This window comes from Azonexus hydrophilus, from assembly GCF_038368255.1.
Classification (GTDB): Bacteria; Pseudomonadota; Gammaproteobacteria; order Burkholderiales; family Rhodocyclaceae; genus Azonexus; species Azonexus hydrophilus.
On sequence record NZ_CP151406.1, the window covers coordinates 566321 to 587077 of the forward strand.

Here is a 20757-nt window from a genome sequence, read left to right on the forward strand (position 1 = left end):
CGTGACAATTCGGTGACAGATTACACCTTCTGCCGGCGTTAGAATCGGGTTTGCATCTGTTGAAGGAGGCGCCATGCCTGAATCATTGATCCTGCGACCCCTGGAGCGCGAAGACCTGCGCTTCGTCCACGAACTGGACAACAACGAAACGGTCATGCACTACTGGTTCGAAGAGCCTTACGAGGCCTTCGTCGAACTGGCCGATCTTTACGACCGCCACATCCACGACCAGAGCGAGCGCCGTTTCATTGCCGAGACGGCGGGCGAACGGGTTGGTCTGGTCGAACTGGTCGAGATCAACCACATCCATCGCCGAGCGGAGTTCCAGATCATCATCGCACCGGCGTATCAGGGCAAGGGATATGCGACCGCCGCCACGCGGCTGGCGATGGATTACGCCTTTACCGTGCTCAACCTGTACAAGCTCTACCTGATCGTCGATTGCGACAACGAACGCGCCGTGAATGTCTATGCCAAGCTTGGCTTCACCGAGGAAGGGCGCTTGCGCGAGGAATTCTTCGTCGACGGCGAATACCGCGACGTCTTGCGCATGGCCATGTTCCAGCCGGAATACCTGCGCCGGCGCAAGGAGCTGGCGGCGACGACCTGAGGTCGCCGCCAGCCGTCGTCAGAAGCCGATCTTGCGGCTGCGCCCCATGCGGGCCTGGTCGAAGTCTCGGCTTTCCAGCCAGTTGCGGCCTTCCAGCTTGGCCGTGCCGAATGCCGACAGCAGGCGCTTCTTCATGTCGCGCGGCGGCAGCGAGGCCAGGCGTTCCAGGACGCCGTCGTCGGCCTCGGGCGGGAAGCCCCAGTCGTGCTCGTTGATGCAGTCGCGGTAGAGCGCGCGGGCGATGCTCAACGAAGCATCGTAGTCGGGGCGCGGCACTTCGTAGACGTTCATCCGGTTGAGGATGGGCTCCGGGATGCTGCGTTCGTCGTTGGCCGTGGTCACCCACAGGATGTGCGAGGCGTCGATGTCGATATCGACGAACTCGTCCTTGAAGGCGCGGGCGGTGTCGTGTTCGAGCAGGCTGTAGAGCGCGCCCATCGGGTCGTAGCGCGAATCGCCGCCGGCCTTGTCGATCTCGTCGAGGACCACGATGGGGTTGGCGTAGTCGCCATGCACCAAAGTGTGCGCCACCTTGCCGGGTTTGGCGTTGTTCCACTGCGCCGAGGCACCGGAGAGGATCCAGCCGGCGGTGAGCGAACTCATCGACACGAATTCGTGGCCGGTACCCAGACGAGCCGCCAGTTCGCGGGCGAAGTGAGTCTTGCCGATGCCGGGTTCGCCAAGCAGCAGGATGGGCGTGAAGTGCATCGGCTCGCTACCGGCGACGGCCAGCGCCAGATGCTTCTTGATGTCGTCGATGACTTCGCCGAAGTTGGGGCAGGTGTCGTACAGGTCGTCGACCATGTCGGTGCCACTGGGGCGGATCAGGAAGCGGCCACCGCCGCGCTGCTTCATCTTTTCGTAGAGCGCGCCCAGGGCTTCGTTACGGTTGCCGGTGGCCTCGTCGAGGGCGCGGTCGATGGCCGCGACGTCGTAGATGGTGCGCTCTTCGGCGACGGTGAGTCGGATGTCGGTGTGTGCCATGATGACTTCCTCCTGGACGGCTTGCCTGATTTAACGGAGCCAGGACGACCCGGCTTGAGTCGTCTCGGCGACACCGTCAACGAAGCATTTCCCGTGCCGGTTCACGGCATCCAGAACGAAGCCTTCTGGTCGACGTGGATTTCCGGGTTGTCGACGTCGCTGATGCGGAAGCTGATCGGGTGCGAGCCGGCGTCGGCGCTGCCGGGCTCGACCCGCACCGACAGGGCGATTTCCTGCATGCCGGCGGCCGGGACGCTGGCCCGGTCGGCGCCGTTGATGGCGATCCCGGGCAGGCCGCTGACCTCGATGCGGAAGTTGCGCGGCTGTTCGCTGGCGTTGGTCAGATGCATGCGGAAGGCGTTTTCGATGTCGCCATTGTCGCTTTCCCGATAAAGCGCCGCGCGTTCCTTCTCGATGCCGACCTTGAGCGGGGCACGGGTCGCCAGCGACCAGGCGCTGACGCCGCCGATGAGCAGGAATGCACCAAGATAGAGCATCGGCCGCAGGCGCCAGGTGCGGCGGATGATTTCCTGGCGGCCGAAACCCTGCTCGACGGCGTTTTCGGTCGAGTAACGGATCAGCCCGCGCGGATAGTTCATCTTGTCCATGACCTGATCGCAGGCGTCGATGCAAGCGGCGCAGCCGATGCATTCGATTTGCAGGCCGTCGCGGATGTCGATGCCGGTCGGGCAGACCTGGACGCAGATGCTGCAGTCGATGCAGTCACCCAGGCCGATGGCTTTGGGATCGGCATTTTTTGCCCGGCTGCCGCGCGCTTCGCCGCGTTGTGCGTCGTAGGCGACGATCAGCGTGTCGCGGTCGAACATCACGAACTGGAACTGGGCATACGGGCAGATGTACTTGCACATGTGCTCGCGCAGGAAGCCGGCCATGCCGTAGGTGGCGCCGCCGTAGAACAGGATCCAGAAGATTTCCCAGGGGCCGGTGGCGCCGCTGGCGAAGCCGCCGAGCAGATCGCGGATCGGCGTGAAGTAGCCGACGAAGGTGATCCCGGTCCACAGCGCAATTGCCAGCCAGATGGCGTGCTTGAGCGATTTCTTCAGCAACTTGTCGCGGCTGTTCGGCGCCGCGTCTAGCTTGATGCGTTGCGGTCGGTCGCCCTCGATCCACTTCTCCACCCACAGGAACATCTCCGTGTACACCGTCTGCGGGCAACTGTAGCCGCACCACAGGCGCCCGGCGACGGCGGTGAACAGGAACAGCGCCAGCGCCGACAGGAGCAGCAGGATGGTCAGGTAGATGGTGTCCTGCGGCCACAGCACCAGGTCGAACAGATAGAAGCGGCGCTGCTCAAGGTCGAAGAGCACGGCTTGCCGGCCGTTCCAGGGAAGCCAGCACAGTCCGTAGAAGACGATCTGGGTGAGCCAGACGAAGGCCACGCGCCAGTTGTTGAACAGGCCGCTGACCGAGCGCGGGTAGACCTTGACGTTGGGGTCGGGCACCGGTTTGATTTCGATGGTCCGCTTGCCGGGGGATTGCTTTACCATGGGGTCCGAAGGGTTTTGTATAACATGTATAATTTTTGCATCTTATCATCCGGAGGGTGCCGGTGCGACTGAGCAGCTTCTCCGACTACAGCCTGCGCGTACTGATGTACCTCGGCGTACATGCCGAGCGGCTGGCAACCATTGGCGAAATCGCCGACGCCTACGGCATTTCCGCCAACCACCTGACCAAGGTGGTGAATCACCTTGGTCGGCTGGCCTATATCGAAACGGTGCGCGGCAAAGGCGGCGGCATCCGGCTGGCCCGGCCGGCGGCCGGGATCCGGCTCGGCGAACTGATCCGGCAGACGGAAAACGACTGGGCGCTGGTCGAGTGCTTCGCCAGCGACGGCCATTGCCGGATCATGCCGGCCTGTCGCCTGCCGGCCATCCTCGACGAAGCGCTGGCGGCAATGCTGGCTGTGCTCGACCGCTATACGCTGGCTGACCTGCTGCACCACCCTGCCGAACTGGGCCGGATGATTCCGCTGCCCGAGCCAGCGCCCTGATCTTGCCAGCGCCAGCGAATGGCGGCATTGTGGCAGGCGTGTTTTCAAGGAGCCTGATTGATGGAACGCTTCACCATTTCGCTGGATGACTCGCTCGCCCGGCAGTTCGACGAACTGATTGCTGCCCGCGGCTACGTCAATCGTTCCGAAGCCGTCCGCGACCTGATTCGTGGCGCGATCGAGCACGATCGCCAGCGCGGCAAGCCGGCCGGTCAGTGTGTGGCCAATCTGTCCTATGTCTACGATCACCACGAGCGCGAGCTGTCGGAACGCCTGACCCGCCTGCAGCACGACCATCACGACCTGACCGTAGCGGCCATGCACGCCCACCTGGACCACGACAACTGCCTGGAAACGGTCATTCTCAAGGGGGCGACGGCCGACGTCCGGCAATTTGCCGACGCCCTGATCGCCGAACGCGGCGTGCGCCACGGCCATCTCAACCTGGTGGCGCTGGAGGCCGAATACCACCACGCCCACGACGCCCATGGCAGCGACCATGTCCACTACCGCCCCACCCGCTGAATTCGCCGGCGGCGGCGAGCAGGCCTGGATCGAAGTGATCCAGAAGATGGACGAGGTCTATAACGACCTCCTCCAGTACGAAGTTGCCCTCGAAGAAAAGAACGCCGCGCTTGAAGAGTCGCACCAGTTCATCGAGAGCGTGCTCGCCTCGATGTCCGACATCCTCATCGTCTGCGACCGCAACGGCGGCATCGAGGAGGTCAATCCCTCGCTCTGCCACTTCGCCGGCAAAAGCATGGAAGAACTGGCGCACACGCCGGTCTTCGACCTGTTCGCCGATGAGGTCGAGCGCGCCCGCGCCCGCGACCTGTTTGCCCGCTACGCCCGCGAAGGCGTGCACGATTGTGAATTCTTCCTGCGTGCCGGCGACGGCTCGACGGTGCCGGTGTCGATGAACTGCACACCGCGCGTGTCGCAGACCGGCAAGCTGATGGGCGTGGTGGTCACCGGCCGGCCGGTCGGCGAACTGCGCAAGGCCTACCATGCCCTGCGTCAGGCGCACGACGATCTGAAGCGCACGCAAAGCCAACTGCTGCATGCCGAGAAGATGGTTTCGCTGGGCCGGCTGGTGGCCGGCGTCGCCCACGAACTGAACAATCCGATCAGCTTCGTGCTTGGTAACGTGCTCTCGCTGCAACGCTACGCCGGCCGTCTCGGCAGCTATATCGATGCAGTGCACGCCGGCGAACTCGCCAGCCTGCCCGAACTGCGCCGGGAACTCCGCATCGACCGCATCCTGGCCGACATGCCGCACTTGATCGACGGCATGATCGAAGGCGCCGAGCGCACCCGCGACATCGTCGACGCACTCAAGCGCTTTTCTGCCGTCGACCGTGCGGCACCCGAGGAAGTCGACGTCAACGAGGTGGTCGAGCGCGCCGTCCGCTGGGTCAGCCAGAGCGCTGCCGGCAAGTTCGCGGTCGACATCGACCTGCCGCCCGGCCTGCGCTGTCGCGGCTCGTCCGGCCAGTTGCAGCAGGTGGCGATGAACCTCGTCCAGAACGCCTGTGACGCTACCGCCGGCCAGGCCGATGCGCAGTTGCTGGTCACCGGGCAGGTCGCCGACGGGAAACTGGAATTGCGTTTCCTCGACAACGGCCCCGGCATCCCCGAGGCCAACCTGGCGCAATTGTTCGAACCCTTCTTCACCACCAAGCCGGTCGGCCAGGGTACCGGCCTTGGCCTGTCGATCAGCTACGGCATCGCCGAACGCCACGGCGGCCACCTGCGCGCCGCCAACCGCCCGGAAGGTGGGGCGGAATTCACGCTGACACTGCCAGTGGAAAGTTGCTGACCACTTGGCGTCCTGCGTAGAAGCGTAAATCGAATACGCACAATGACTTATGGCGCGGGCACGGATTTTGTATGAAGATAGTAAATATTTTCATACAAGGCTTGCCCGGTCATGCGTGCTCCGCTGCTTTTCCTGTTGTTGTCTTGCTCCTCGTTCGCCTGGGCGCATGATCTCTGGCTGGAAGCCGACGGCAACGAACTGGTGTTGCTCCAGGGCCACCGTCATTCCGCCCATGCCGGCGCCGAGACTGTCCCCTACGATGCGGCGCGAGTGGTCGGCGCGCGCTGCCTTGACGGCGAAGGCCGGCAGCGGGCGCTGACCGTTCCGCCAGGCTCGCCGGTGCGCCTGTCGGGTAGCTGCGCCGTGCTACAGGCCCAGTATGTTTCCGGCTACTGGACGAAGACCGCCTGGGAAACCAGGAACGTACCGAAAACCGGGATGAGCGGCGTGCTCCGGAGCTGGCATGCGGCCGAGTCGGTGAAACGCATCGGCCGCTGGCTACCGGCGGCCGGCCAGCCGCTCGGCCAGGGCCTGGAAATCACGCCGCTGCGCGATCCGCTGACGCTGGTCAGCGGCGACAAGCTGAGCCTGCTGGTCACCGACGACGGCAAACCGCTTGCCGGTCTGCCGGTCGCCTATGGCGACGATACGCGCGGCGTCACCGGTGCCGATGGGCGGATTGCGATCCGTCTGCGCCATCCGGGCGTGCAGCTGATTTCGACGACGCTGGAGACACCGCTGACCGACGGCAAGGCCGACCGCTCGCTACGCAGCGCGACGCTGCAGTTCGAGATTGCCCGATGAGGCGCCTACTTGTGGTTTGGCTGCTGCTTGCTGGCACGGCGACGGCGCATGAGGTCCAGGTCAATACCGCTGGCGCGACGGCCACCGTGGTCACGTTGCGCTACGCCGACGCTCAGCCCTTTGCCTTTGAGGCCTACGAGCTTTATCCGGCCGGTAGCGAGACGCCCGCGCAGGTTGGCCGGACCGATGTCGCCGGCCGGGTGGTGTTCATTGCCGATACACCGGGTGAGTGGCGACTGAAAGCCTGGTCGGACGACGGTCATGGGGTCGACCGGCAGATTTCGGCAATTTCCGGCGAGCTCGCGGTGACGCCGCCGGTTGCCGAAACGCCGCGGACGGCACTGTGGCTCGGCGGTCTGGGAGCGATTTTCGGCCTGTTCGGGCTATGGCAGCTTTACCTGGGGAGGAAAAAACGATGAACACATCCGTCTTGCGCGCCGGTGCCTTGCTGGCGGCCGCTTTTGCCCAGCCGGCACTGGCGCACCACGGTGTTGCCGGCGTGGGGGCCGCCGGCCTGCAGGGGCCAGGAGCGCCAATCGAATCGGCGTCTTCGTCGGTGTTGCCGGCGGGGGCGGTGCTGGCTTATCTGAAAGTCGATGAGGCACGCTTCAAGCAATACGATTGGGCGGCGCCGAACGCCGACTACGCCCGCTTTACCATGCTCGGACTGGGTTACGGCTTGACCCCGTGGTTTTCGGCCTACCTGTTCGTGCCGCATCATGCCAAGGTCGAGGCGTCGGGCGGGCTCGATTCGCGCGGTTGGGCCGATGCCTCGGTGATGGGGCAGATCGGTTTCCGCTACGACCAGGACGGCTGGCATCTGACGCCGGCCAATGAAAGCCTCGATGATCTGGAGGACTGGCATTTCAGCGTTTTTGCCGGCAGTACCTTGCCGACCGGCAGTGCCAATCACCGTCTGGCCGACGGCAGCATCGATGCCGGCAAATCGCTTGGTTTTGGCAAGCCGGCGTGGTCGTTCGGCGTGAGCGCGAGCAAGATGCTCGGCCAGACGCTGACCTTGAGTCTGGAAGCATCGACCTTCCGCTTTCAGCCCTATACCTACGCCAATGGCGAGCGGGTGCAGTTCGGTGCCGAGAATCGCCTCAACGCGGCTTTGTCCTGGCGCGCGCTGACCTTGCCGGACAAGGCTTTCCGCCTTGATCCCGTGCTCGAAGTGCAATACCTGGCGCTCGGCCGCGACCGCGTCGATGGCGTTGGCGAAGATGGTACCGGCGGCCGCATGCTTTATGTGATGCCCGGGGTGCGCGCCTACTGGCACAATGCCAGCTTCGCACTCGGCATCAAGAAGCCGGTGTGGACCCGGCTCAATGAATCGAGTACGCAGCAAGGTGCCGAGGGTAAGGAAAAATACCGGCTGATCTTCTCCACTTCGCTGACGTTCTGACCCCGATCGATGCATATTCCCGACGGATTCCTGTCGCCGCAGACCTGGTTGCCCGCCTGGGGCGTGGCGGCGGCTGCCTGGGCCTGGGCCGGCCGCGGGCTGGCCGGCCGGCTCGACGAGACGCTGGTGCCGCGCCTAGCCATGCTGACGGCGCTGGCCTACGCGCTTGGGCTGATCATGCTGCCGCTGCCCGGCGGGACCTCCGGGCATGCGCTCGGGGTGGCGGTGCTGGCGCTGGTGTTCGGTGTGCGCCTGGCGTTTCTCGCGTACAGCGGCGTGCTGCTGCTGCAGGCGCTGCTGTTCGGCGCCGGCGGCATTACCGCGCTCGGCGTCAATGCGCTGGCCCTGGGCCTGGTCGGGCCGGTGGTGGCGGTTGCGCTGTATCGCTCGCTGGCGCGTTTCAATGAGGATGTCGCGGTGGCGGTGGCCGCTTTCGTTTCGCTGCAGGTCTCGGCCTTGATCGTTGCGCTGGTACTCGGCCTGCAGCCGACCATAGCCCGGCGCGACGACGGTACCCCGCTGTTCTTCCCGCTCGGCCCGGAAATCACCGTGCCGGCCGTGCTCTTGCCGCATCTGCTGATCGGTGTCGGCGAGGCGGCGCTGACCTTGTTCGTCTGGCGTCTGGCACGGCGCAAAGGCTGGGTCGCCGCATGAATCGCGCCCGCCTCTGGCTCGCCGGTTATGCCGGTGCCGTGCTGGCAATCAGCTTCATCCACGAGCCGTCGTGGCTGGCGTTCGGGCTGCTGGCCGCCCTGCTGGCGGCTGGAGCGGCACGCTGGTCGTTACTGAAGCGGGCGGTGCTCGCCTTGCTGCTGTTCAACGCCAGCGTCAGCCTGGCCTATGCGCTGCTCGCCGCCTGGCGGGCGCAACCGGTGTGGGCGCCCTTGCTGTTGATCAACCTGCGGGTGCTGCTGCTGGTTTATCTGGGGTTCTGGGTGGTCGAGCGCGTGCGCCTGCTCGATGCCCTGCGCGGCTGGCCGTTGTTGTCCATGGTGGCGACATTGACGCTCGGCCAGGTGGTTGTTTACCGGCGCCTGCTCGACGATTTCCGGGCGGCGTTTCGCAGCCGCAATCCGCTACCGCCAAAGCCGACAACCCTGCTCCGCCATGCCGGGGTGCAGGGTGGGGCCTTGATGGAAAAGGCTTTGCACGGTGCCGAACAATCGGCGCAGGCGATGCGCTCACGGGGGAGTTTCGATGGCTGAGCCGTTGCTGGAATTTAATGGGGTCGCCTACGCCTGGCCTGACGGCCGGTCGGTCTTCGCCGATCTGAGTTTCCGTATCGAAGCCGGTGAGAAGGTGGTGCTGCTCGGACCGAACGGGGCCGGCAAGTCGACGCTGCTGCGCCTGGTCAACGGACTGCTGCAGCCGACACAGGGCACGATTGCCTGGCAGGGGTGCATGCTGACCAAGGAACTGCTGCGACAGCGCGACTTCGCCCGCCGTTTCCGTCAGGACAACGTGCTCTTGTTCCAGCACCCGGAGGCGATGCTGTTCAATCCGACGGTGCGCGAGGAAATTGCCTACGGGCCCCGGCAACTCGGCCTGCCCGATGGCGATCAGCGGGTGGCGCGCTGGGCCGCCGAGCTGGGCCTGTCGGCCTTGCTTGACGAGGCGCCGTTCGCCCTCTCCGGCGGCCAGAAGCAGAAAGTCGCGCTGGCCTGCCTGCTGGTGCTCGATCCTTCCTTCCTGGCGCTCGACGAGCCGAGTGCATCGCTGGATCCGGCGACGGTCGGCTGGTTGATCGATACCCTGCTCGAATCGGGACGTACCGTGCTGGTCAGCACGCACAACCTCAGTCTGGCGGCCGAGCTGGGTGAGCGTGCGCTGATCCTGAATGGCGAAGGCCGCCTGTGTTACGACGGGCCGCTGACGGCTGCGCTGCAGGACCTTGAACTACTGCAGGCGGCCGGACTGGCGCATCGTCACCGGCATCGGCACGGGGGGCAGGCGCATGCCCATCTGCACGTACACGACTGGGAGTCGTCCTGAGTTTTGCTGACGAGTGGAAAAATCCACCGGTCTAAGCAATAATTCATAATTACGAAACCCGTGCGGGGTTTTTTGGAGTAACCTGCAGGGTTTTCCCTAACACGTTTGCCGAGGAATTTCCGTGGAAAAGGATTTGCGCGAAGCCGCACTGGAATATCACCGCTGGCCCACCCCGGGCAAGATTTCCGTTCGCCCGACCAAGGGCCTGACCAACCAGCGCGATCTGGCGCTGGCCTACTCGCCAGGCGTCGCTGCTGCCTGTGACGCCATCGTCGAGGACGAATCGACTGCCGCGCTGTACACCTCGCGCGCCAATCTGGTCGGTGTCGTCACCAACGGTACCGCCGTGCTCGGCTTGGGCAACATCGGCCCGCTGGCCTCGAAGCCGGTCATGGAAGGCAAGGGCTGCCTGTTCAAGAAGTTCGCCGGTATCGACGTGTTCGACATCGAGCTGGCCGAGAACGACCCGGACAAGCTGATCGACATGATCGCCGCGCTTGAGCCAACGCTCGGCGGCATCAACCTCGAAGACATCAAGGCGCCGGAGTGCTTCTACATCGAGCAGAAGCTGAAGGAGCGGATGAATATCCCCGTCTTCCACGACGACCAGCACGGCACCGCGATCATTTCCGCCGCCGCCATGCTCAACGGTCTCAAGGTGGTCGGCAAGAAGATCGAAGAGATCAAGGTGGTCGTTTCCGGCGCCGGCGCCGCCGCCATCTCCTGCGTGAACCTGTGGTGCGATCTTGGCGTCAAGCGCGAGAACATCACCATCTGCGACTCCAAGGGCGTCATCTACGTCGGCCGTCCGGGCGGCATGGACGAAACCAAGGCCCGCTACGCCCAGGAGACCGACAAGCGCACGCTGGCCGATGCCATGGTCGGCGCCGACGTCTTCCTCGGTCTGTCGGCGGCCGGTGTGGTCAACCAGGACATGGTCAAGAGCATGGCCGAGAAGCCCATGGTCTTCGCGCTGGCCAATCCGACCCCGGAAATCATGCCGGAGCTGGTCAAGGAAGTCCGCCCGGAGGCGATCATCGCCACCGGCCGTTCCGACTATGTGAACCAGGTCAACAACGTCCTCTGCTTCCCCTTCATCTTCCGCGGTGCGCTCGACGTCGGCGCCACCCGCATCACCGAAGAAATGAAGATGGCCTCGGTGCGCGCCATCGCCGAACTGGCCGAAGCCGAAGTCACCGATGAAGTGGCCATGGCCTACCCCGGCCACGACCTGACCTTCGGCCCGGAATACCTGATTCCCAAGCCTTTCGACCCGCGCCTGATCGTCAAGATTGCGCCGGCCGTCGCCCAGGCCGCCATCGATTCCGGTGTCGCCACCCGCCCGATCACCGACTGGGCCGCTTATCGTGCCAAGCTGTCGGAATTCGTTTATCACACCGGCGTCGGCATGCGCGCCATCTTCCAGGCCGCACGGCAGGCCCAGGGCAAGCGCATCATCTACGCCGAGGGCGAAGATGAGCGCGTGTTGCGTGCCGTTCAAGTGGTGATCGAGGAAAAATTCGCCCGTCCGATCCTGATCGGTCGCCCCGACATCATTGCGCTGCGCCTCGAGAAGGCCAATCTGCGGATCAAGCCGGGTGTCGATTTCGACGTCGTCAATCCGGAATCCGACGAGCGTTACCGTGAGTGCTGGACCGCCTATCACAAGCTGATGGTGCGTCGTGGCGTCACTCCGGCGATCGCCAAGGAAACCCTGCGCCGCAAGCCGACGGTGATCGGCGCCATGCTGCTCAAGCTCGGCTACGCCGACGGCCTGATCTGCGGCATGACCGGCCAGTACAGCCATCACCTCGGCGTGATCAGCCAGATCATCGGCAAGCGCAGCGGCGTCAATACGCTGGCAGCGATGAACTACCTGATGTTGCCGGGGCGCTCGCTGTTCATCTGCGATACCCACGTTAACGAAAATCCGACGGCCGAGGAAATCGCCGAGATGACGCTGATGGCGGCCGAGCAGGTCAAGCGCTTCGGTAGTCACCCGAAGGCGGCTCTGTTGTCGCACTCCAACTTCGGTTCTGGCAGTTCGGAATCGGCGCGCAAGATGAGCGTTGCCGCCGGGTTGGTGTCGGCGATGTCGGCCGGCGAACTGGAAGTCGACGGCGAAATGCACGGCGATTCGGCGCTGAGCGAAGACGTCCGCCGCGAGGCCAACCCGGATTCGCCGCTCAAGGGCGAAGCCAACCTGCTGGTCATGCCCAACATCGACGCCGCCAACATCTCCTACAATCTGTTGAAGATGACCGCCGGCGAAGGCGTGACCATCGGCCCCATCCTGCTCGGCGCAGCCCGTCCGGTGCATGTGCTGACCTCGACGGCGACCGTTCGCCGCCTGGTCAACATGACGGCGCTGGCCGTCGTCGAATCGATGGAGCGCTGAGCCTTTTCTGGCCCAGCCAAGCAAAAGCCCCGCTCAGGCGGGGCTTTTTTCATTTTCCGTCGAGCAGTTTGAGCAAGTCGGTGACTACCGGTTCGATCGCGGCATTTTCCGGAATCGCCAGGCGCAACTGACCCTTGGGGTCGATCAGGTAGGCGCCGGCGCTGTGGTCGATGACATAGCCCATGCCGCCTTCGACTTCCTTCTTGCTGTAAATCACCTTGAACTGGGTGGCAACTTCGGCGATCTGCTGTTCCGTGCCGGAAAGGCCAAGGAAGGCTGGGTTGAACCATTTGACGTAGGTGTCGGTGCGCTCGGGGGTGTCGCGTTCCGGATCGACCGAGATGAACACCAGTTGCAGGCGTTCGGCGTCCTTGCTGCGCAGGTTGCGGATCAGGCTGGCGTACTTGCGCAGGGTGCTCGGGCAGATGTCCGGGCAACTGGTGTAGCCGAAGAAAACCAGCACGGCCTTGCCATGAAAGTCCTGCAGGCTGCGCGCCTGGCCGGTGCCGTCGAACAGCGTGCCGGCCGGGAAGATGTTGCCTGCCGACAGATCGGTGTGATTGAAACGGGTGTCGCCGCCGCCACAGGCAGCGAGGGCGGTTGCGGCGAGCAGGCCGATGAAGGTGCGTCTAATCATGAGGATAGGCTTTCCAGCAGTTTGTCGTGAATGCCACCGAAACCACCGTTGCTCATGATGAGCACATGGTCGCCGGGGCGGGCGGCGGCAGCGATGGCGCTGACCAGGGTGTCGAGTTGATCGTGAACGCAGGCGCGTTTACCCATCGGGGCGAGCGCGGCACGGGCATCCCAGCCCAGGTTGCCAGCGTAACAGAAGGCGGCGTCGACTTCGCGCAGGCTGTCGGGCAACTGCGATTTCATGGTGCCCAGCTTCATGGTGTTGGAGCGTGGTTCGAGTACAGCCAGGATGCGCGCGGCGCCAACCTTGCGGCGCAGCCCGGCAACGGTGGTGGCGATGGCTGTCGGGTGGTGGGCGAAATCGTCGTAAACGGTGATGTCCCGGACCACGCCGCGAACCTCCATGCGACGTTTGACGTTGCCGAAGCGGCTGAGCGCTTCCAGGCCCTTGGCGAACGGCACGCCGACATGACGCGCGGCAAGCAACGCGGCGCAGGCGTTGGCGCGATTGTGTTCGCCGGTCAGTTGCCAGGCGGTACGGCCAATCTCGCCATCGCGGCCGAGCAGGATCAATTCGCCGTCGGCGTCATTGCCGGCCGTGCGGTAGCCCTGGCTGTCGTTGAAACCTTCGACCGGCGTCCAGCAGCCGCGTGCCAGCACGCGTTCGAGGCTGGCTTCGGCGGCATTGGCAACGATCAGCCCGGATTGCGGCAGGGTGCGCACCAGATGATGGAATTGTGTTTCGATGGCGGCAAGATCGGCGAAGATGTCTGCGTGATCGTATTCAAGGTTGTTCAGGATGGCGGTCCGGGGGCGGTAGTGGATGAATTTCGACCGCTTGTCGCAGAAAGCGGTGTCGTATTCGTCGGCCTCGATGACGAAGAACGGGGTGTCGCCGAGGCGGGCCGAGACGCCGAAGTTCAGCGGCACGCCGCCGATCAGGAAGCCCGGGCTCATGCCGGCGTCCTCGAGGATCCAGGCCAGCATCGCGCTGGTCGTCGTTTTGCCGTGGGTGCCGGCGACGCCCAGCACCCAGCGCCCCTGGAGGACGTTCTCGGCCAGCCACTGCGGGCCGGAGACGTAAGGCAGGCCACGATCGAGAATGGCTTCGAGCAGCGGGTTGCCGCGCGAGATGGCGTTGCCGATCACGAAAATATCCGGGTTCAGTGCCAGTTGGTCGGCCGAGAAACCTTCGGTGAGGGCGATGCCGGCCTGCTGCAACTGGTCGCTCATGGGCGGGTACACGTTGGCGTCGCAGCCGGTGACGCGGTGCCCCGAGGCTGCTGCCAGCTGGGCGATCCCGCCCATGAAGGTGCCGCAGATGCCGAGAATGTGAATGTGCATGTCACGTACTGTGGTTAGAATGAAAGCGATTTTACCCTGAGCGAGACATCATGCCCCGCCATGAAAGGCTGAAAACCGGGTCCGGTACCCGGGCCAGCATTGCCGCAGCCGCTGCCCGCCTGATGGCCGAGGACGGAATCAGCGATTTTCATCACGCCAAGAAAAAGGCGGCGCGCCAGTTGGGACTCCCCGAGCATGTCGCGTTTCCCGACAATGCCGAGGTCGAGGCCGAATTGCGCGCCTATCGCAGTCTCTATCAGGGCGAGGAGCACGCCGAGATGCTGCTGGCCATGCGCCAGACGGCGCTGGAACTGCTCGAGCTGCTGCACGCCTTCAACCCCTTCCTGACCGGCTCGGTGCTCGACGGCACGGCTGGCGAACATTCGCACATCGACATCCTGCTGTTTGCCGACAGCGCCAAGGAGGTCGAGATCTTCCTGCTCAACCGCGGGGTCGATGTCAGCCATGTGGAGCCGCGCAGCGACAAGGTCGAGGCCGTGCTGCGCATCGAGACCGATACGGTCGATGCTAATCTGGTGATCCTGCCGCCGCATCTCGAGCGGGTCAGTCTCAAGCACCGCGACGGGCGGCCGCGCGAGCGCATCCGGGCGGCCGAGCTGGCTGATCTGCTGAGCGAGTAGACTGGACAAATTGCGGCGATTTGCGGCAAACTTGCCGCCATGACGAAGCGAAAAACTGCTTCCAAGCCGGCGGAAAAGGCTCGCATCCTGGTGGTGCATGGGCCCAATCTCAACCTGCTTGGGACGCGCGAACCCGAGCACTACGGTCGCATCACCCTGGCCGACATCAACCTGACACTGGCGTGTCTGGCGGATAGTGTCGGGGTCGAGCTGGAAGCCTTCCAGAGCAATCACGAAGGCGCGCTGATCGAGCGCATCCACGCGGCCCGCGAGCAGGGCGTCCGCGCCATCATCATCAACCCGGCTGCCTATACGCACACCAGCGTCGCCCTGCGCGACGCGCTGGCGGCAGTCGCCATCCCCTTTGTCGAGGTGCATCTGTCGAACGTGCATGCCCGCGAACCTTTCCGGCATCACTCGTATTTCTCCGACCTGGCCGTCGGCGTCATCTGCGGCCTCGGCCACGAGGGCTATCGCCTGGCCCTCGAATACCTTCTCAACAAGATCAATCTGGATCAATAGCGACAATTGTCGTGATCATGCGCCCAAAATGCGCGAAAAATTAGGGAGTCATCATGGATCTGCGCAAGCTGAAGAAACTTATCGACCTCGTCCAGGAGTCCGGCATCTCCGAACTGGAAGTCACCGAAGGTGAGGAGAAGGTCCGTATCGCCAAGCATTTCGGCGCTGTTGCTGCGCCGATGCAATACGCCATGCCGGCCGCCATGCCCGCGGCTGCCGCAGCGCCGGCTGTTTCCTCGGTCAACCTCGATGACGAAGATGACGTGCCGGAAGGCCACGTCGTCAAGTCGCCCATGGTTGGTACCTTCTACCGCTCGCCGTCGCCCGGCGCCGACGCTTTTGTCCAGGTCGGCAGCGTCGTCAAGAAGGGCGATACGCTGTGCATCATTGAAGCGATGAAGCTGCTCAACGAAATCGAGTCCGACGCCGATGGCACGGTCAAGGCCATCCTGCTCGACAACGGCGAGCCGGTCGAATTTGGCGAGCCCCTGTTTGTGATCGGCTGATCATGGCAATGTTCGAAAAAATCCTGATCGCGAACCGCGGGGAAATTGCCCTGCGGATTCAGCGCGCCTGTCGCGAGCTGGGCATCAAGACCGTGGTCGTGCACTCCGAGGCCGACCGCGAGGCCAAGTACGTCAAGCTGGCAGATGAGTCGGTGTGCATTGGTCCGGCAGCGTCGGCGCAAAGCTATCTGAACGTGCCGGCGATCATCTCGGCGGCTGAAGTGACCGACGCCCAGGCGATCCACCCGGGTTACGGCTTCCTTTCCGAGAATGCCGACTTCGCCGAGCGGGTCGAGACTTCCGGTTTCGTCTTCATCGGCCCGCGCGCCGAAACCATCCGTCTGATGGGCGACAAGGTGTCGGCCAAGGACGCCATGAAGGCAGCTGGCGTGCCCTGTGTGCCTGGCTCCGAAGGCGCCTTGCCGGACGATCCCAAGGAAGTCGTCAAGATCGCCCGCGAGATCGGCTATCCGGTAATCATCAAGGCGGCTGGTGGCGGTGGCGGTCGCGGCATGCGCGTGGTGCATACCGAGGCGGCGCTGGTCAATGCGGTGGCGATGACCCGTCAGGAAGCCGGCCAGTTCTTCGGCAATCCCGCGGTGTACATGGAAAAGTTCCTGGAAAATCCGCGCCACGTCGAAATTCAGGTGTTGGCCGACGAATACAAGAACGCCATCTATCTCGGCGAGCGTGACTGCTCGATGCAGCGTCGCCACCAGAAGGTGATCGAAGAGGCACCGGCGCCGCATATTCCGGCTCGCCTGATCAGCCGCATCGGTGAGCGTTGCGCCGAAGCCTGCCGCAAGATCGGTTACCGCGGTGCGGGTACCTTCGAGTTCCTCTACGAGGACGGCGAGTTCTACTTCATCGAGATGAACACCCGCGTCCAGGTCGAGCATCCGGTCACCGAAATGATCACTGGCGTCGATATTGTTCAGGAACAGATCCGCGTCGCTGCGGGTGAGAAGCTGCGTTATCGCCAGAAGGACATCGAGTTCCGCGGACATGCGATCGAATGCCGCATCAACGCCGAAGATCCCTTCACGTTCGTGCCATCTCCCGGCAAGATCGAGTTTTATCACCCGCCTGGCGGTCCCGGTATCCGCGTCGATTCGCACATCTACCAAGGCTATCGCGTGCCGTCGCACTACGATTCCATGGTCGCCAAGGTCATCGCTTATGGCGATACCCGCGAGCAGGCCATCCGCCGCATGCGCATCGCGCTGTCCGAGATGAGCATCCAGGGCATCAAGACCAACATCGCCCTGCACCAGGAACTGATGCTTGACGCCCGCTTCAACGAAGGCGGAACCAGCATCCATTACCTGGAGCACAAGCTGGCCGACAAGAGCGAGGTCAAGCAGTAAGCATGGCCTGGCAAAACGTCAGTTTCCTGACCGATGCGGCCAGCGCCGAGCCGGTCTGCGACGCCCTGCTCGAGCTCGGTGCGCTGTCGGCCAGCATCGAGGATGCCGACGCCGGTACCCCCGACGAGCAGCCACAGTTCGGCGAACCGGGTTCGGTGACCACGCCGGGCTGGGCGCATTCGCGTGTCGTCGCCTTGTTCGAGCCGGATGCCGATGTTGCTGTGATGCTTGCCGAGGCCGCTGCTCAGGCCGGCCTGGAAGTTGTCCCGGCATTCACTGCTGAGCCGGTCGAGGAACAGAACTGGGTGCAATTGACTCAAGCGCAGTTCGATCCGATCCGTGTTTCCGGTCGCCTGTGGATCGTCCCGTCCTGGCATGAATCGCCGGACCCGTCGGCGATCAACCTGGTGCTCGACCCGGGCATGGCTTTCGGCACCGGTTCGCACCCGACTACCCGGCTGTGTCTGGAGTGGCTGGAGCGCACCATCACCGGCGGCGAATCGCTGCTCGACTACGGCTGCGGTTCCGGCATCCTGGCCATTGCCGCGGCCAAGCTTGGGGCGGCGGCCGTGGCCGGCGTCGATATCGACCCGCAGGCGGTCGAGGCAGCCAATGCCAACGCGGCCAGCAATGATGTCGTTGCCCGTTTCGCCGACTCGGCAGAGGCGCTGGCAGGCGAGTATGATGTCGTCGTGGCCAATATCCTTTCGAATCCGCTGCGTGTCCTGGCGCCCGCCATCTGTGCACATGTCCGTGCCGGTGGCCGGCTGGCCCTGTCCGGCATCCTGCGCGAACAGGCCGAGGAAATCATCGCCGTCTACGCGCCGTGGATTCCGCTGCAGGTGGCCGATGTGCGCGAGGACTGGGTATGTCTGGCCGGGGTCAAGCCCTGACCCGCACCCGTTGCCCGGCGTGTGGCACGGTTTTCCGTGTCACCTCCGAGCAATTACGCCTGAAGGCCGGCAAGGTTCGTTGCGGTCATTGTCAGACCGTTTTCAACGCCTTCGATCATTTGCAGATGGAGGAACCGCAGCCAGCGGAAGCGGTGGCGGCGGTTCCCGAGCCGGAATTCAGCGCAGCCAGCTTGCCGGAGACGGTAACGGCGCCGGTCGAGGCTATCCCCGAGGATCTGCCGCTGCCTGCCAGCGAGCCGGAAGCGTCGTCCGTCATTCCGGAGATGCCAGAGATTCCCGAAACCGCCGAGGAATCCCCGCTGCCGCCCGAAGAAGTTGCCGCTGCCGAGCCGGAGCCAGTCGAGGCATTGCCCGAACCTGTGCCGGAGACTCCTGAAGAAACCACCCAGGCTGCGCGTGAGGCCGGTCTGGTAGCGGTTCGTGAGCTGGCTGACAGCAATGCCTATAACCGCTGGTCGGCCGGACCCCTGACCAGCGATGGCCTGGGCGGCTTCGACGATGCCGCCCAGAAATCGCCTGCCTGGCCTTATGTTGTGGTTTTCCTGCTTGCCCTGCTGGCGCTGTGCGCCCAGCTGGCCCTGCATTACCGGACCGAAATCGTCCAGCGCGTGCCGGCCGTGGCCGATGGATACGCCGCCTTGGGGATCGATGTGCCGCTACCGCGCGATGTCGCGCTGGTCTCGATCGAGACCTCCGATCTGCAGGCCGATGCGGCCCGCGGCCTGTTCGTGCTGAACGCCACCCTGAAGAACCGGGCGCTGCATGCCCAGGCCTGGCCCAGTCTTGAACTGACGCTGACCGACATCAACGACCGGGTCGTTGCCCGACGGGTCATCGACGCCCCGGACTACCTCCCCGCCGGGGTATCCGCCGACGCCTTCCCGGCCAATGCCGAAACCGCCGTTCGCCTGTGGATCGAGGCTTCGGACATCGGCGCCACCGGCTATCGCCTCTACATTTTCTATCCCTGACCGACAACATGACGACACTGATCTGCGGCTCGCTGGCCTTCGACAACATCATGGTCTTCCCGGACCGCTTCAAGAATCACATCCTGCCCGAGCAGATCCACATCCTCAACGTCGCCTTCCTGGTCCCGGAAATGCGTCGCGAGTACGGCGGTTGTGCCGGCAACATCGCCTACAACCTGATGCTGCTCGGCGGCGACGCGAGCATCATGGCCACCGTCGGTGACGACGCCGCGCCCTATCTTGCCCGCCTCGACCAACTCGGTCTGACGCGCCGCCATGTGCGTCAGGTGCCGGGGAGTTTCACCGCCCAGGCCTTCATCACCACCGATCTCGACGACAACCAGATCACCGCCTTCCACCCTGGCGCGATGGCTTTCTCGCACCTGAACAAGGTCGAGCAGGCTGGCGCCAAGCTTGGTATCGTTGCTCCCGATGGCCGTGAAGGCATGCTCCAGCACGCCCGTGATTTCGCCGCCGCCGGGGTGCCCTTCATCTTCGATCCGGGCCAGGGTCTGCCGATGTTCGACGGCGACGACCTGATGGATTTCCTGCGCCTGGCCGATTACGCCTGCTTCAACGATTACGAGGCTAGGCTGGCGTGCGACCGCACTGGCCGCAGCCTCGAACAGCTGGCACAGGAGGTCAAGGCACTGATCGTCACCCGTGGCGGTGAAGGTTCGGAAATCCATGCCGACGGTCAGCGCTACGAGATTCCCTGTGTGGCACCAGACGCCATCGTCGATCCGACGGGCTGTGGCGACGCCTACCGCGCCGGTCTGCTGTACGGCATCGCCAATGGTTGGGACTGGCCGACGACCGGTCGTCTGGCATCGGTCATGGGCTCGATCAAGATCGCCCATCGTGGCGGCCAGAATCACCAGCCAAGCCGTGAGGAAATTGGTGAACGCTATCGCCAGGCCTTCGGTTGCGCCCTGCCCGGACAAGGCTGAAACCCTGCTGTAATGCAAGAGCAATAGGCGTGTAACACGCCTGTTCCATCCTGTTCTCCAGAAACACAAGGAGAACAAGATGGAACTCATGCACAAGTCGGCGGCCCGCGTCCGCCCGGAAAAACGCAACCTGGCGGTGGGTTTTGCCCGCAGCGCCAGCGACATTCTCGAAGCCCAGCGCCTGCGTTACCGTGTTTTCGCCGGTGAAATGGGCGCCAATCTGCCCAGCCGCACGCCGGGCGTCGATCACGACATCTACGACCCGTACTGCGAGCACCTGGTCGTGCGCGATACGCAGAACGGCGACATCGTCGGCACCTACCGCATCCTGCCGCCGGAAAACGCTCGCCTGGTCGGTTACTACTCGGAAAACGAATTCGACCTGACCCGTCTCCAGCACCTGCGTTCGCGCATGGTCGAGATCGGTCGTTCCTGCGTCCATCCCGACTACCGCACCGGCGCCACGATCACCCTGCTGTGGTCCGGGCTGGCGCAGTACATGCTGGAACACGGCCACGACTACCTGATCGGTTGCGCCTCGATCAGCATGGCCGACGGCGGTCATGCCGCGGCCAGTCTGTATAATCGTCTCGCTGCCGACCACCTCGGACCGCAGGAGTATCGCGTCTTCCCGCGCTGCCCGCTGCCGCTGGCGGCCCTGCAGCAGGATCGCCCGGCCGAAGTGCCGCCACTGATCAAGGGCTACCTGCGCGCCGGGGCCTGGATCTGCGGTGAACCGGCCTGGGATCCCGATTTCAATACCGCCGATCTGCCCATCCTGATGCCGATGGCCAAGGTCGCCGGTCGTTACGCCAAGCATTACCTGGGGCAGGCAGACTGAAAGAAACTACGACCATCGTCCGCGCCTTCCGGCTGTTCC

Annotated in this window: 23 protein-coding genes; 19 read left to right on the plus strand and 4 right to left on the minus strand. The window is 64.1% G+C overall.

Annotation, left to right across the window (positions count from 1 at the left end):
* Window positions 1–73 precede the first annotated feature (73 nt).
* Window positions 74–610, plus strand: a complete 537-nt coding sequence (gene speG / locus AADV58_RS02765; protein ID WP_341744026.1) for a spermidine N1-acetyltransferase — start codon at window positions 74–76, stop codon at window positions 608–610.
* 18 nt (window positions 611–628) lie between these two features.
* Here the strand turns inward: speG and AADV58_RS02770 are convergent, their stop codons facing one another.
* Window positions 629–1594, minus strand: coding sequence for an AAA family ATPase (locus AADV58_RS02770; RefSeq protein ID WP_028993689.1), 966 nt, complete (start codon window positions 1592–1594; stop codon window positions 629–631).
* A 101-nt stretch (window positions 1595–1695) separates the two neighbouring features.
* Complete coding sequence (gene ccoG / locus AADV58_RS02775) at window positions 1696–3102, minus strand: cytochrome c oxidase accessory protein CcoG (protein ID WP_341744027.1); 1407 nt, start codon at window positions 3100–3102, stop codon at window positions 1696–1698.
* 62 nt (window positions 3103–3164) lie between these two features.
* Between ccoG and AADV58_RS02780 the strand changes: the two genes are divergently transcribed.
* The 10 genes from AADV58_RS02780 (at window position 3165) to AADV58_RS02825 (ending at window position 12026) form a co-directional block, all read left to right on the plus strand.
* Window positions 3165–3608, plus strand: a complete 444-nt coding sequence (locus AADV58_RS02780; RefSeq protein WP_341744028.1) for an Rrf2 family transcriptional regulator — start codon at window positions 3165–3167, stop codon at window positions 3606–3608.
* Window positions 3609–3668: 60 nt separating this feature from the next.
* Window positions 3669–4133: a nickel-responsive transcriptional regulator NikR gene (nikR, locus tag AADV58_RS02785; protein WP_028993686.1), complete on the plus strand. Its 465-nt coding sequence runs from the start codon at window positions 3669–3671 to the stop codon at window positions 4131–4133.
* Window positions 4108–5427: a PAS domain-containing sensor histidine kinase gene (locus AADV58_RS02790; RefSeq protein WP_028993685.1), complete on the plus strand. Its 1320-nt coding sequence runs from the start codon at window positions 4108–4110 to the stop codon at window positions 5425–5427. Before nikR ends, AADV58_RS02790 begins: the two co-directional genes overlap by 26 nt.
* A gap of 111 nt (window positions 5428–5538) precedes the next feature.
* Window positions 5539–6231 carry a DUF4198 domain-containing protein gene (locus tag AADV58_RS02795; protein ID WP_281981539.1) on the plus strand — a complete coding sequence of 231 codons (693 nt, stop codon included), beginning with the start codon at window positions 5539–5541 and terminating at the stop codon, window positions 6229–6231.
* Complete coding sequence (locus AADV58_RS02800) at window positions 6228–6650, plus strand: hypothetical protein (protein ID WP_341744029.1); 423 nt, start codon at window positions 6228–6230, stop codon at window positions 6648–6650. The genes AADV58_RS02795 and AADV58_RS02800 overlap by 4 nt, the downstream gene beginning before the upstream one ends.
* Window positions 6647–7636 carry a hypothetical protein gene (locus AADV58_RS02805; protein ID WP_341744030.1) on the plus strand — a complete coding sequence of 330 codons (990 nt, stop codon included), beginning with the start codon at window positions 6647–6649 and terminating at the stop codon, window positions 7634–7636. Before AADV58_RS02800 ends, AADV58_RS02805 begins: the two co-directional genes overlap by 4 nt.
* A gap of 9 nt (window positions 7637–7645) precedes the next feature.
* Entirely contained in the window at window positions 7646–8290 is a 645-nt protein-coding gene (locus AADV58_RS02810) for an energy-coupling factor ABC transporter permease (RefSeq protein WP_281981533.1), read from the plus strand.
* Entirely contained in the window at window positions 8287–8841 is a 555-nt protein-coding gene (locus tag AADV58_RS02815) for a hypothetical protein (protein ID WP_341744031.1), read from the plus strand. Before AADV58_RS02810 ends, AADV58_RS02815 begins: the two co-directional genes overlap by 4 nt.
* The gene (locus AADV58_RS02820) at window positions 8834–9628 is read left to right on the plus strand and encodes an ABC transporter ATP-binding protein (protein WP_341744032.1); all 795 of its coding nucleotides are present in this window, start codon (window positions 8834–8836) and stop codon (window positions 9626–9628) included. Before AADV58_RS02815 ends, AADV58_RS02820 begins: the two co-directional genes overlap by 8 nt.
* Window positions 9629–9749: 121 nt before the next feature.
* Window positions 9750–12026 (plus strand): NADP-dependent malic enzyme, encoded by a 2277-nt coding sequence (locus AADV58_RS02825; RefSeq protein ID WP_028993678.1) that lies wholly within the window; start codon window positions 9750–9752, stop codon window positions 12024–12026.
* Window positions 12027–12075: 49 nt separating this feature from the next.
* Here the strand turns inward: AADV58_RS02825 and AADV58_RS02830 are convergent, their stop codons facing one another.
* Together AADV58_RS02830 and mpl are read right to left on the minus strand one after the other, a co-directional pair.
* Window positions 12076–12663 carry an SCO family protein gene (locus tag AADV58_RS02830; protein ID WP_028993677.1) on the minus strand — a complete coding sequence of 196 codons (588 nt, stop codon included), beginning with the start codon at window positions 12661–12663 and terminating at the stop codon, window positions 12076–12078.
* Complete coding sequence (gene mpl / locus AADV58_RS02835) at window positions 12660–14006, minus strand: UDP-N-acetylmuramate:L-alanyl-gamma-D-glutamyl-meso-diaminopimelate ligase (protein ID WP_341744033.1); 1347 nt, start codon at window positions 14004–14006, stop codon at window positions 12660–12662. Before mpl ends, AADV58_RS02830 begins: the two co-directional genes overlap by 4 nt.
* A gap of 50 nt (window positions 14007–14056) precedes the next feature.
* Between mpl and AADV58_RS02840 the strand changes: the two genes are divergently transcribed.
* From AADV58_RS02840 to AADV58_RS02875, 8 genes are all read left to right on the plus strand, one after another.
* Entirely contained in the window at window positions 14057–14647 is a 591-nt protein-coding gene (locus AADV58_RS02840) for a hypothetical protein (protein ID WP_298394651.1), read from the plus strand.
* 39 nt (window positions 14648–14686) lie between these two features.
* Window positions 14687–15169 carry a type II 3-dehydroquinate dehydratase gene (gene aroQ, locus AADV58_RS02845; protein WP_028993674.1) on the plus strand — a complete coding sequence of 161 codons (483 nt, stop codon included), beginning with the start codon at window positions 14687–14689 and terminating at the stop codon, window positions 15167–15169.
* A gap of 53 nt (window positions 15170–15222) precedes the next feature.
* Window positions 15223–15675, plus strand: a complete 453-nt coding sequence (gene accB / locus AADV58_RS02850) for an acetyl-CoA carboxylase biotin carboxyl carrier protein (protein WP_028993673.1) — start codon at window positions 15223–15225, stop codon at window positions 15673–15675.
* An 8-nt stretch (window positions 15676–15683) separates the two neighbouring features.
* Window positions 15684–17042, plus strand: a complete 1359-nt coding sequence (gene accC, locus AADV58_RS02855; protein ID WP_028993672.1) for an acetyl-CoA carboxylase biotin carboxylase subunit — start codon at window positions 15684–15686, stop codon at window positions 17040–17042.
* Between the two features lie 2 nt (window positions 17043–17044).
* On the plus strand, window positions 17045–17935 hold the full coding sequence (gene prmA / locus AADV58_RS02860; RefSeq protein ID WP_341744034.1) for a 50S ribosomal protein L11 methyltransferase: 891 nt from the start codon (window positions 17045–17047) through the stop codon (window positions 17933–17935).
* Window positions 17911–18927, plus strand: a complete 1017-nt coding sequence (locus tag AADV58_RS02865) for a DUF3426 domain-containing protein (RefSeq protein ID WP_341744035.1) — start codon at window positions 17911–17913, stop codon at window positions 18925–18927. The genes prmA and AADV58_RS02865 overlap by 25 nt, the downstream gene beginning before the upstream one ends.
* Before the next feature lie 8 nt (window positions 18928–18935).
* Window positions 18936–19877: a carbohydrate kinase family protein gene (locus tag AADV58_RS02870; RefSeq protein WP_028993669.1), complete on the plus strand. Its 942-nt coding sequence runs from the start codon at window positions 18936–18938 to the stop codon at window positions 19875–19877.
* Between the two features lie 79 nt (window positions 19878–19956).
* On the plus strand, window positions 19957–20718 hold the full coding sequence (locus AADV58_RS02875; RefSeq protein WP_043420581.1) for a GNAT family N-acetyltransferase: 762 nt from the start codon (window positions 19957–19959) through the stop codon (window positions 20716–20718).
* Window positions 20719–20757 lie beyond the last annotated feature (39 nt).

Excerpts from the sequence above, each read along its gene's own strand:
- speG (WP_341744026.1), top strand. The coding sequence starts at position 74 with ATGCCTGAATCATTGATCCTGCGACCCCTGGAGCGCGAAGACCTGCGC.
- AADV58_RS02770 (WP_028993689.1), bottom strand. The coding sequence starts at position 1,594 with ATGGCACACACCGACATCCGACTCACCGTCGCCGAAGAGCGCACCATC.
- ccoG (WP_341744027.1), bottom strand. The coding sequence starts at position 3,102 with ATGGTAAAGCAATCCCCCGGCAAGCGGACCATCGAAATCAAACCGGTG.
- nikR (WP_028993686.1), top strand. The coding sequence starts at position 3,669 with ATGGAACGCTTCACCATTTCGCTGGATGACTCGCTCGCCCGGCAGTTC.
- AADV58_RS02790 (WP_028993685.1), top strand. The coding sequence starts at position 4,108 with ATGTCCACTACCGCCCCACCCGCTGAATTCGCCGGCGGCGGCGAGCAG.
- AADV58_RS02795 (WP_281981539.1), top strand. The coding sequence starts at position 5,539 with ATGCGTGCTCCGCTGCTTTTCCTGTTGTTGTCTTGCTCCTCGTTCGCC.
- AADV58_RS02800 (WP_341744029.1), top strand. The coding sequence starts at position 6,228 with ATGAGGCGCCTACTTGTGGTTTGGCTGCTGCTTGCTGGCACGGCGACG.
- AADV58_RS02805 (WP_341744030.1), top strand. The coding sequence starts at position 6,647 with ATGAACACATCCGTCTTGCGCGCCGGTGCCTTGCTGGCGGCCGCTTTT.
- AADV58_RS02810 (WP_281981533.1), top strand. The coding sequence starts at position 7,646 with ATGCATATTCCCGACGGATTCCTGTCGCCGCAGACCTGGTTGCCCGCC.
- AADV58_RS02815 (WP_341744031.1), top strand. The coding sequence starts at position 8,287 with ATGAATCGCGCCCGCCTCTGGCTCGCCGGTTATGCCGGTGCCGTGCTG.
- AADV58_RS02820 (WP_341744032.1), top strand. The coding sequence starts at position 8,834 with ATGGCTGAGCCGTTGCTGGAATTTAATGGGGTCGCCTACGCCTGGCCT.
- AADV58_RS02830 (WP_028993677.1), bottom strand. The coding sequence starts at position 12,663 with ATGATTAGACGCACCTTCATCGGCCTGCTCGCCGCAACCGCCCTCGCT.
- mpl (WP_341744033.1), bottom strand. The coding sequence starts at position 14,006 with ATGCACATTCACATTCTCGGCATCTGCGGCACCTTCATGGGCGGGATC.
- AADV58_RS02840 (WP_298394651.1), top strand. The coding sequence starts at position 14,057 with ATGCCCCGCCATGAAAGGCTGAAAACCGGGTCCGGTACCCGGGCCAGC.
- aroQ (WP_028993674.1), top strand. The coding sequence starts at position 14,687 with ATGACGAAGCGAAAAACTGCTTCCAAGCCGGCGGAAAAGGCTCGCATC.
- accB (WP_028993673.1), top strand. The coding sequence starts at position 15,223 with ATGGATCTGCGCAAGCTGAAGAAACTTATCGACCTCGTCCAGGAGTCC.
- accC (WP_028993672.1), top strand. The coding sequence starts at position 15,684 with ATGTTCGAAAAAATCCTGATCGCGAACCGCGGGGAAATTGCCCTGCGG.
- prmA (WP_341744034.1), top strand. The coding sequence starts at position 17,045 with ATGGCCTGGCAAAACGTCAGTTTCCTGACCGATGCGGCCAGCGCCGAG.
- AADV58_RS02865 (WP_341744035.1), top strand. The coding sequence starts at position 17,911 with ATGTCTGGCCGGGGTCAAGCCCTGACCCGCACCCGTTGCCCGGCGTGT.
- AADV58_RS02870 (WP_028993669.1), top strand. The coding sequence starts at position 18,936 with ATGACGACACTGATCTGCGGCTCGCTGGCCTTCGACAACATCATGGTC.
- AADV58_RS02875 (WP_043420581.1), top strand. The coding sequence starts at position 19,957 with ATGGAACTCATGCACAAGTCGGCGGCCCGCGTCCGCCCGGAAAAACGC.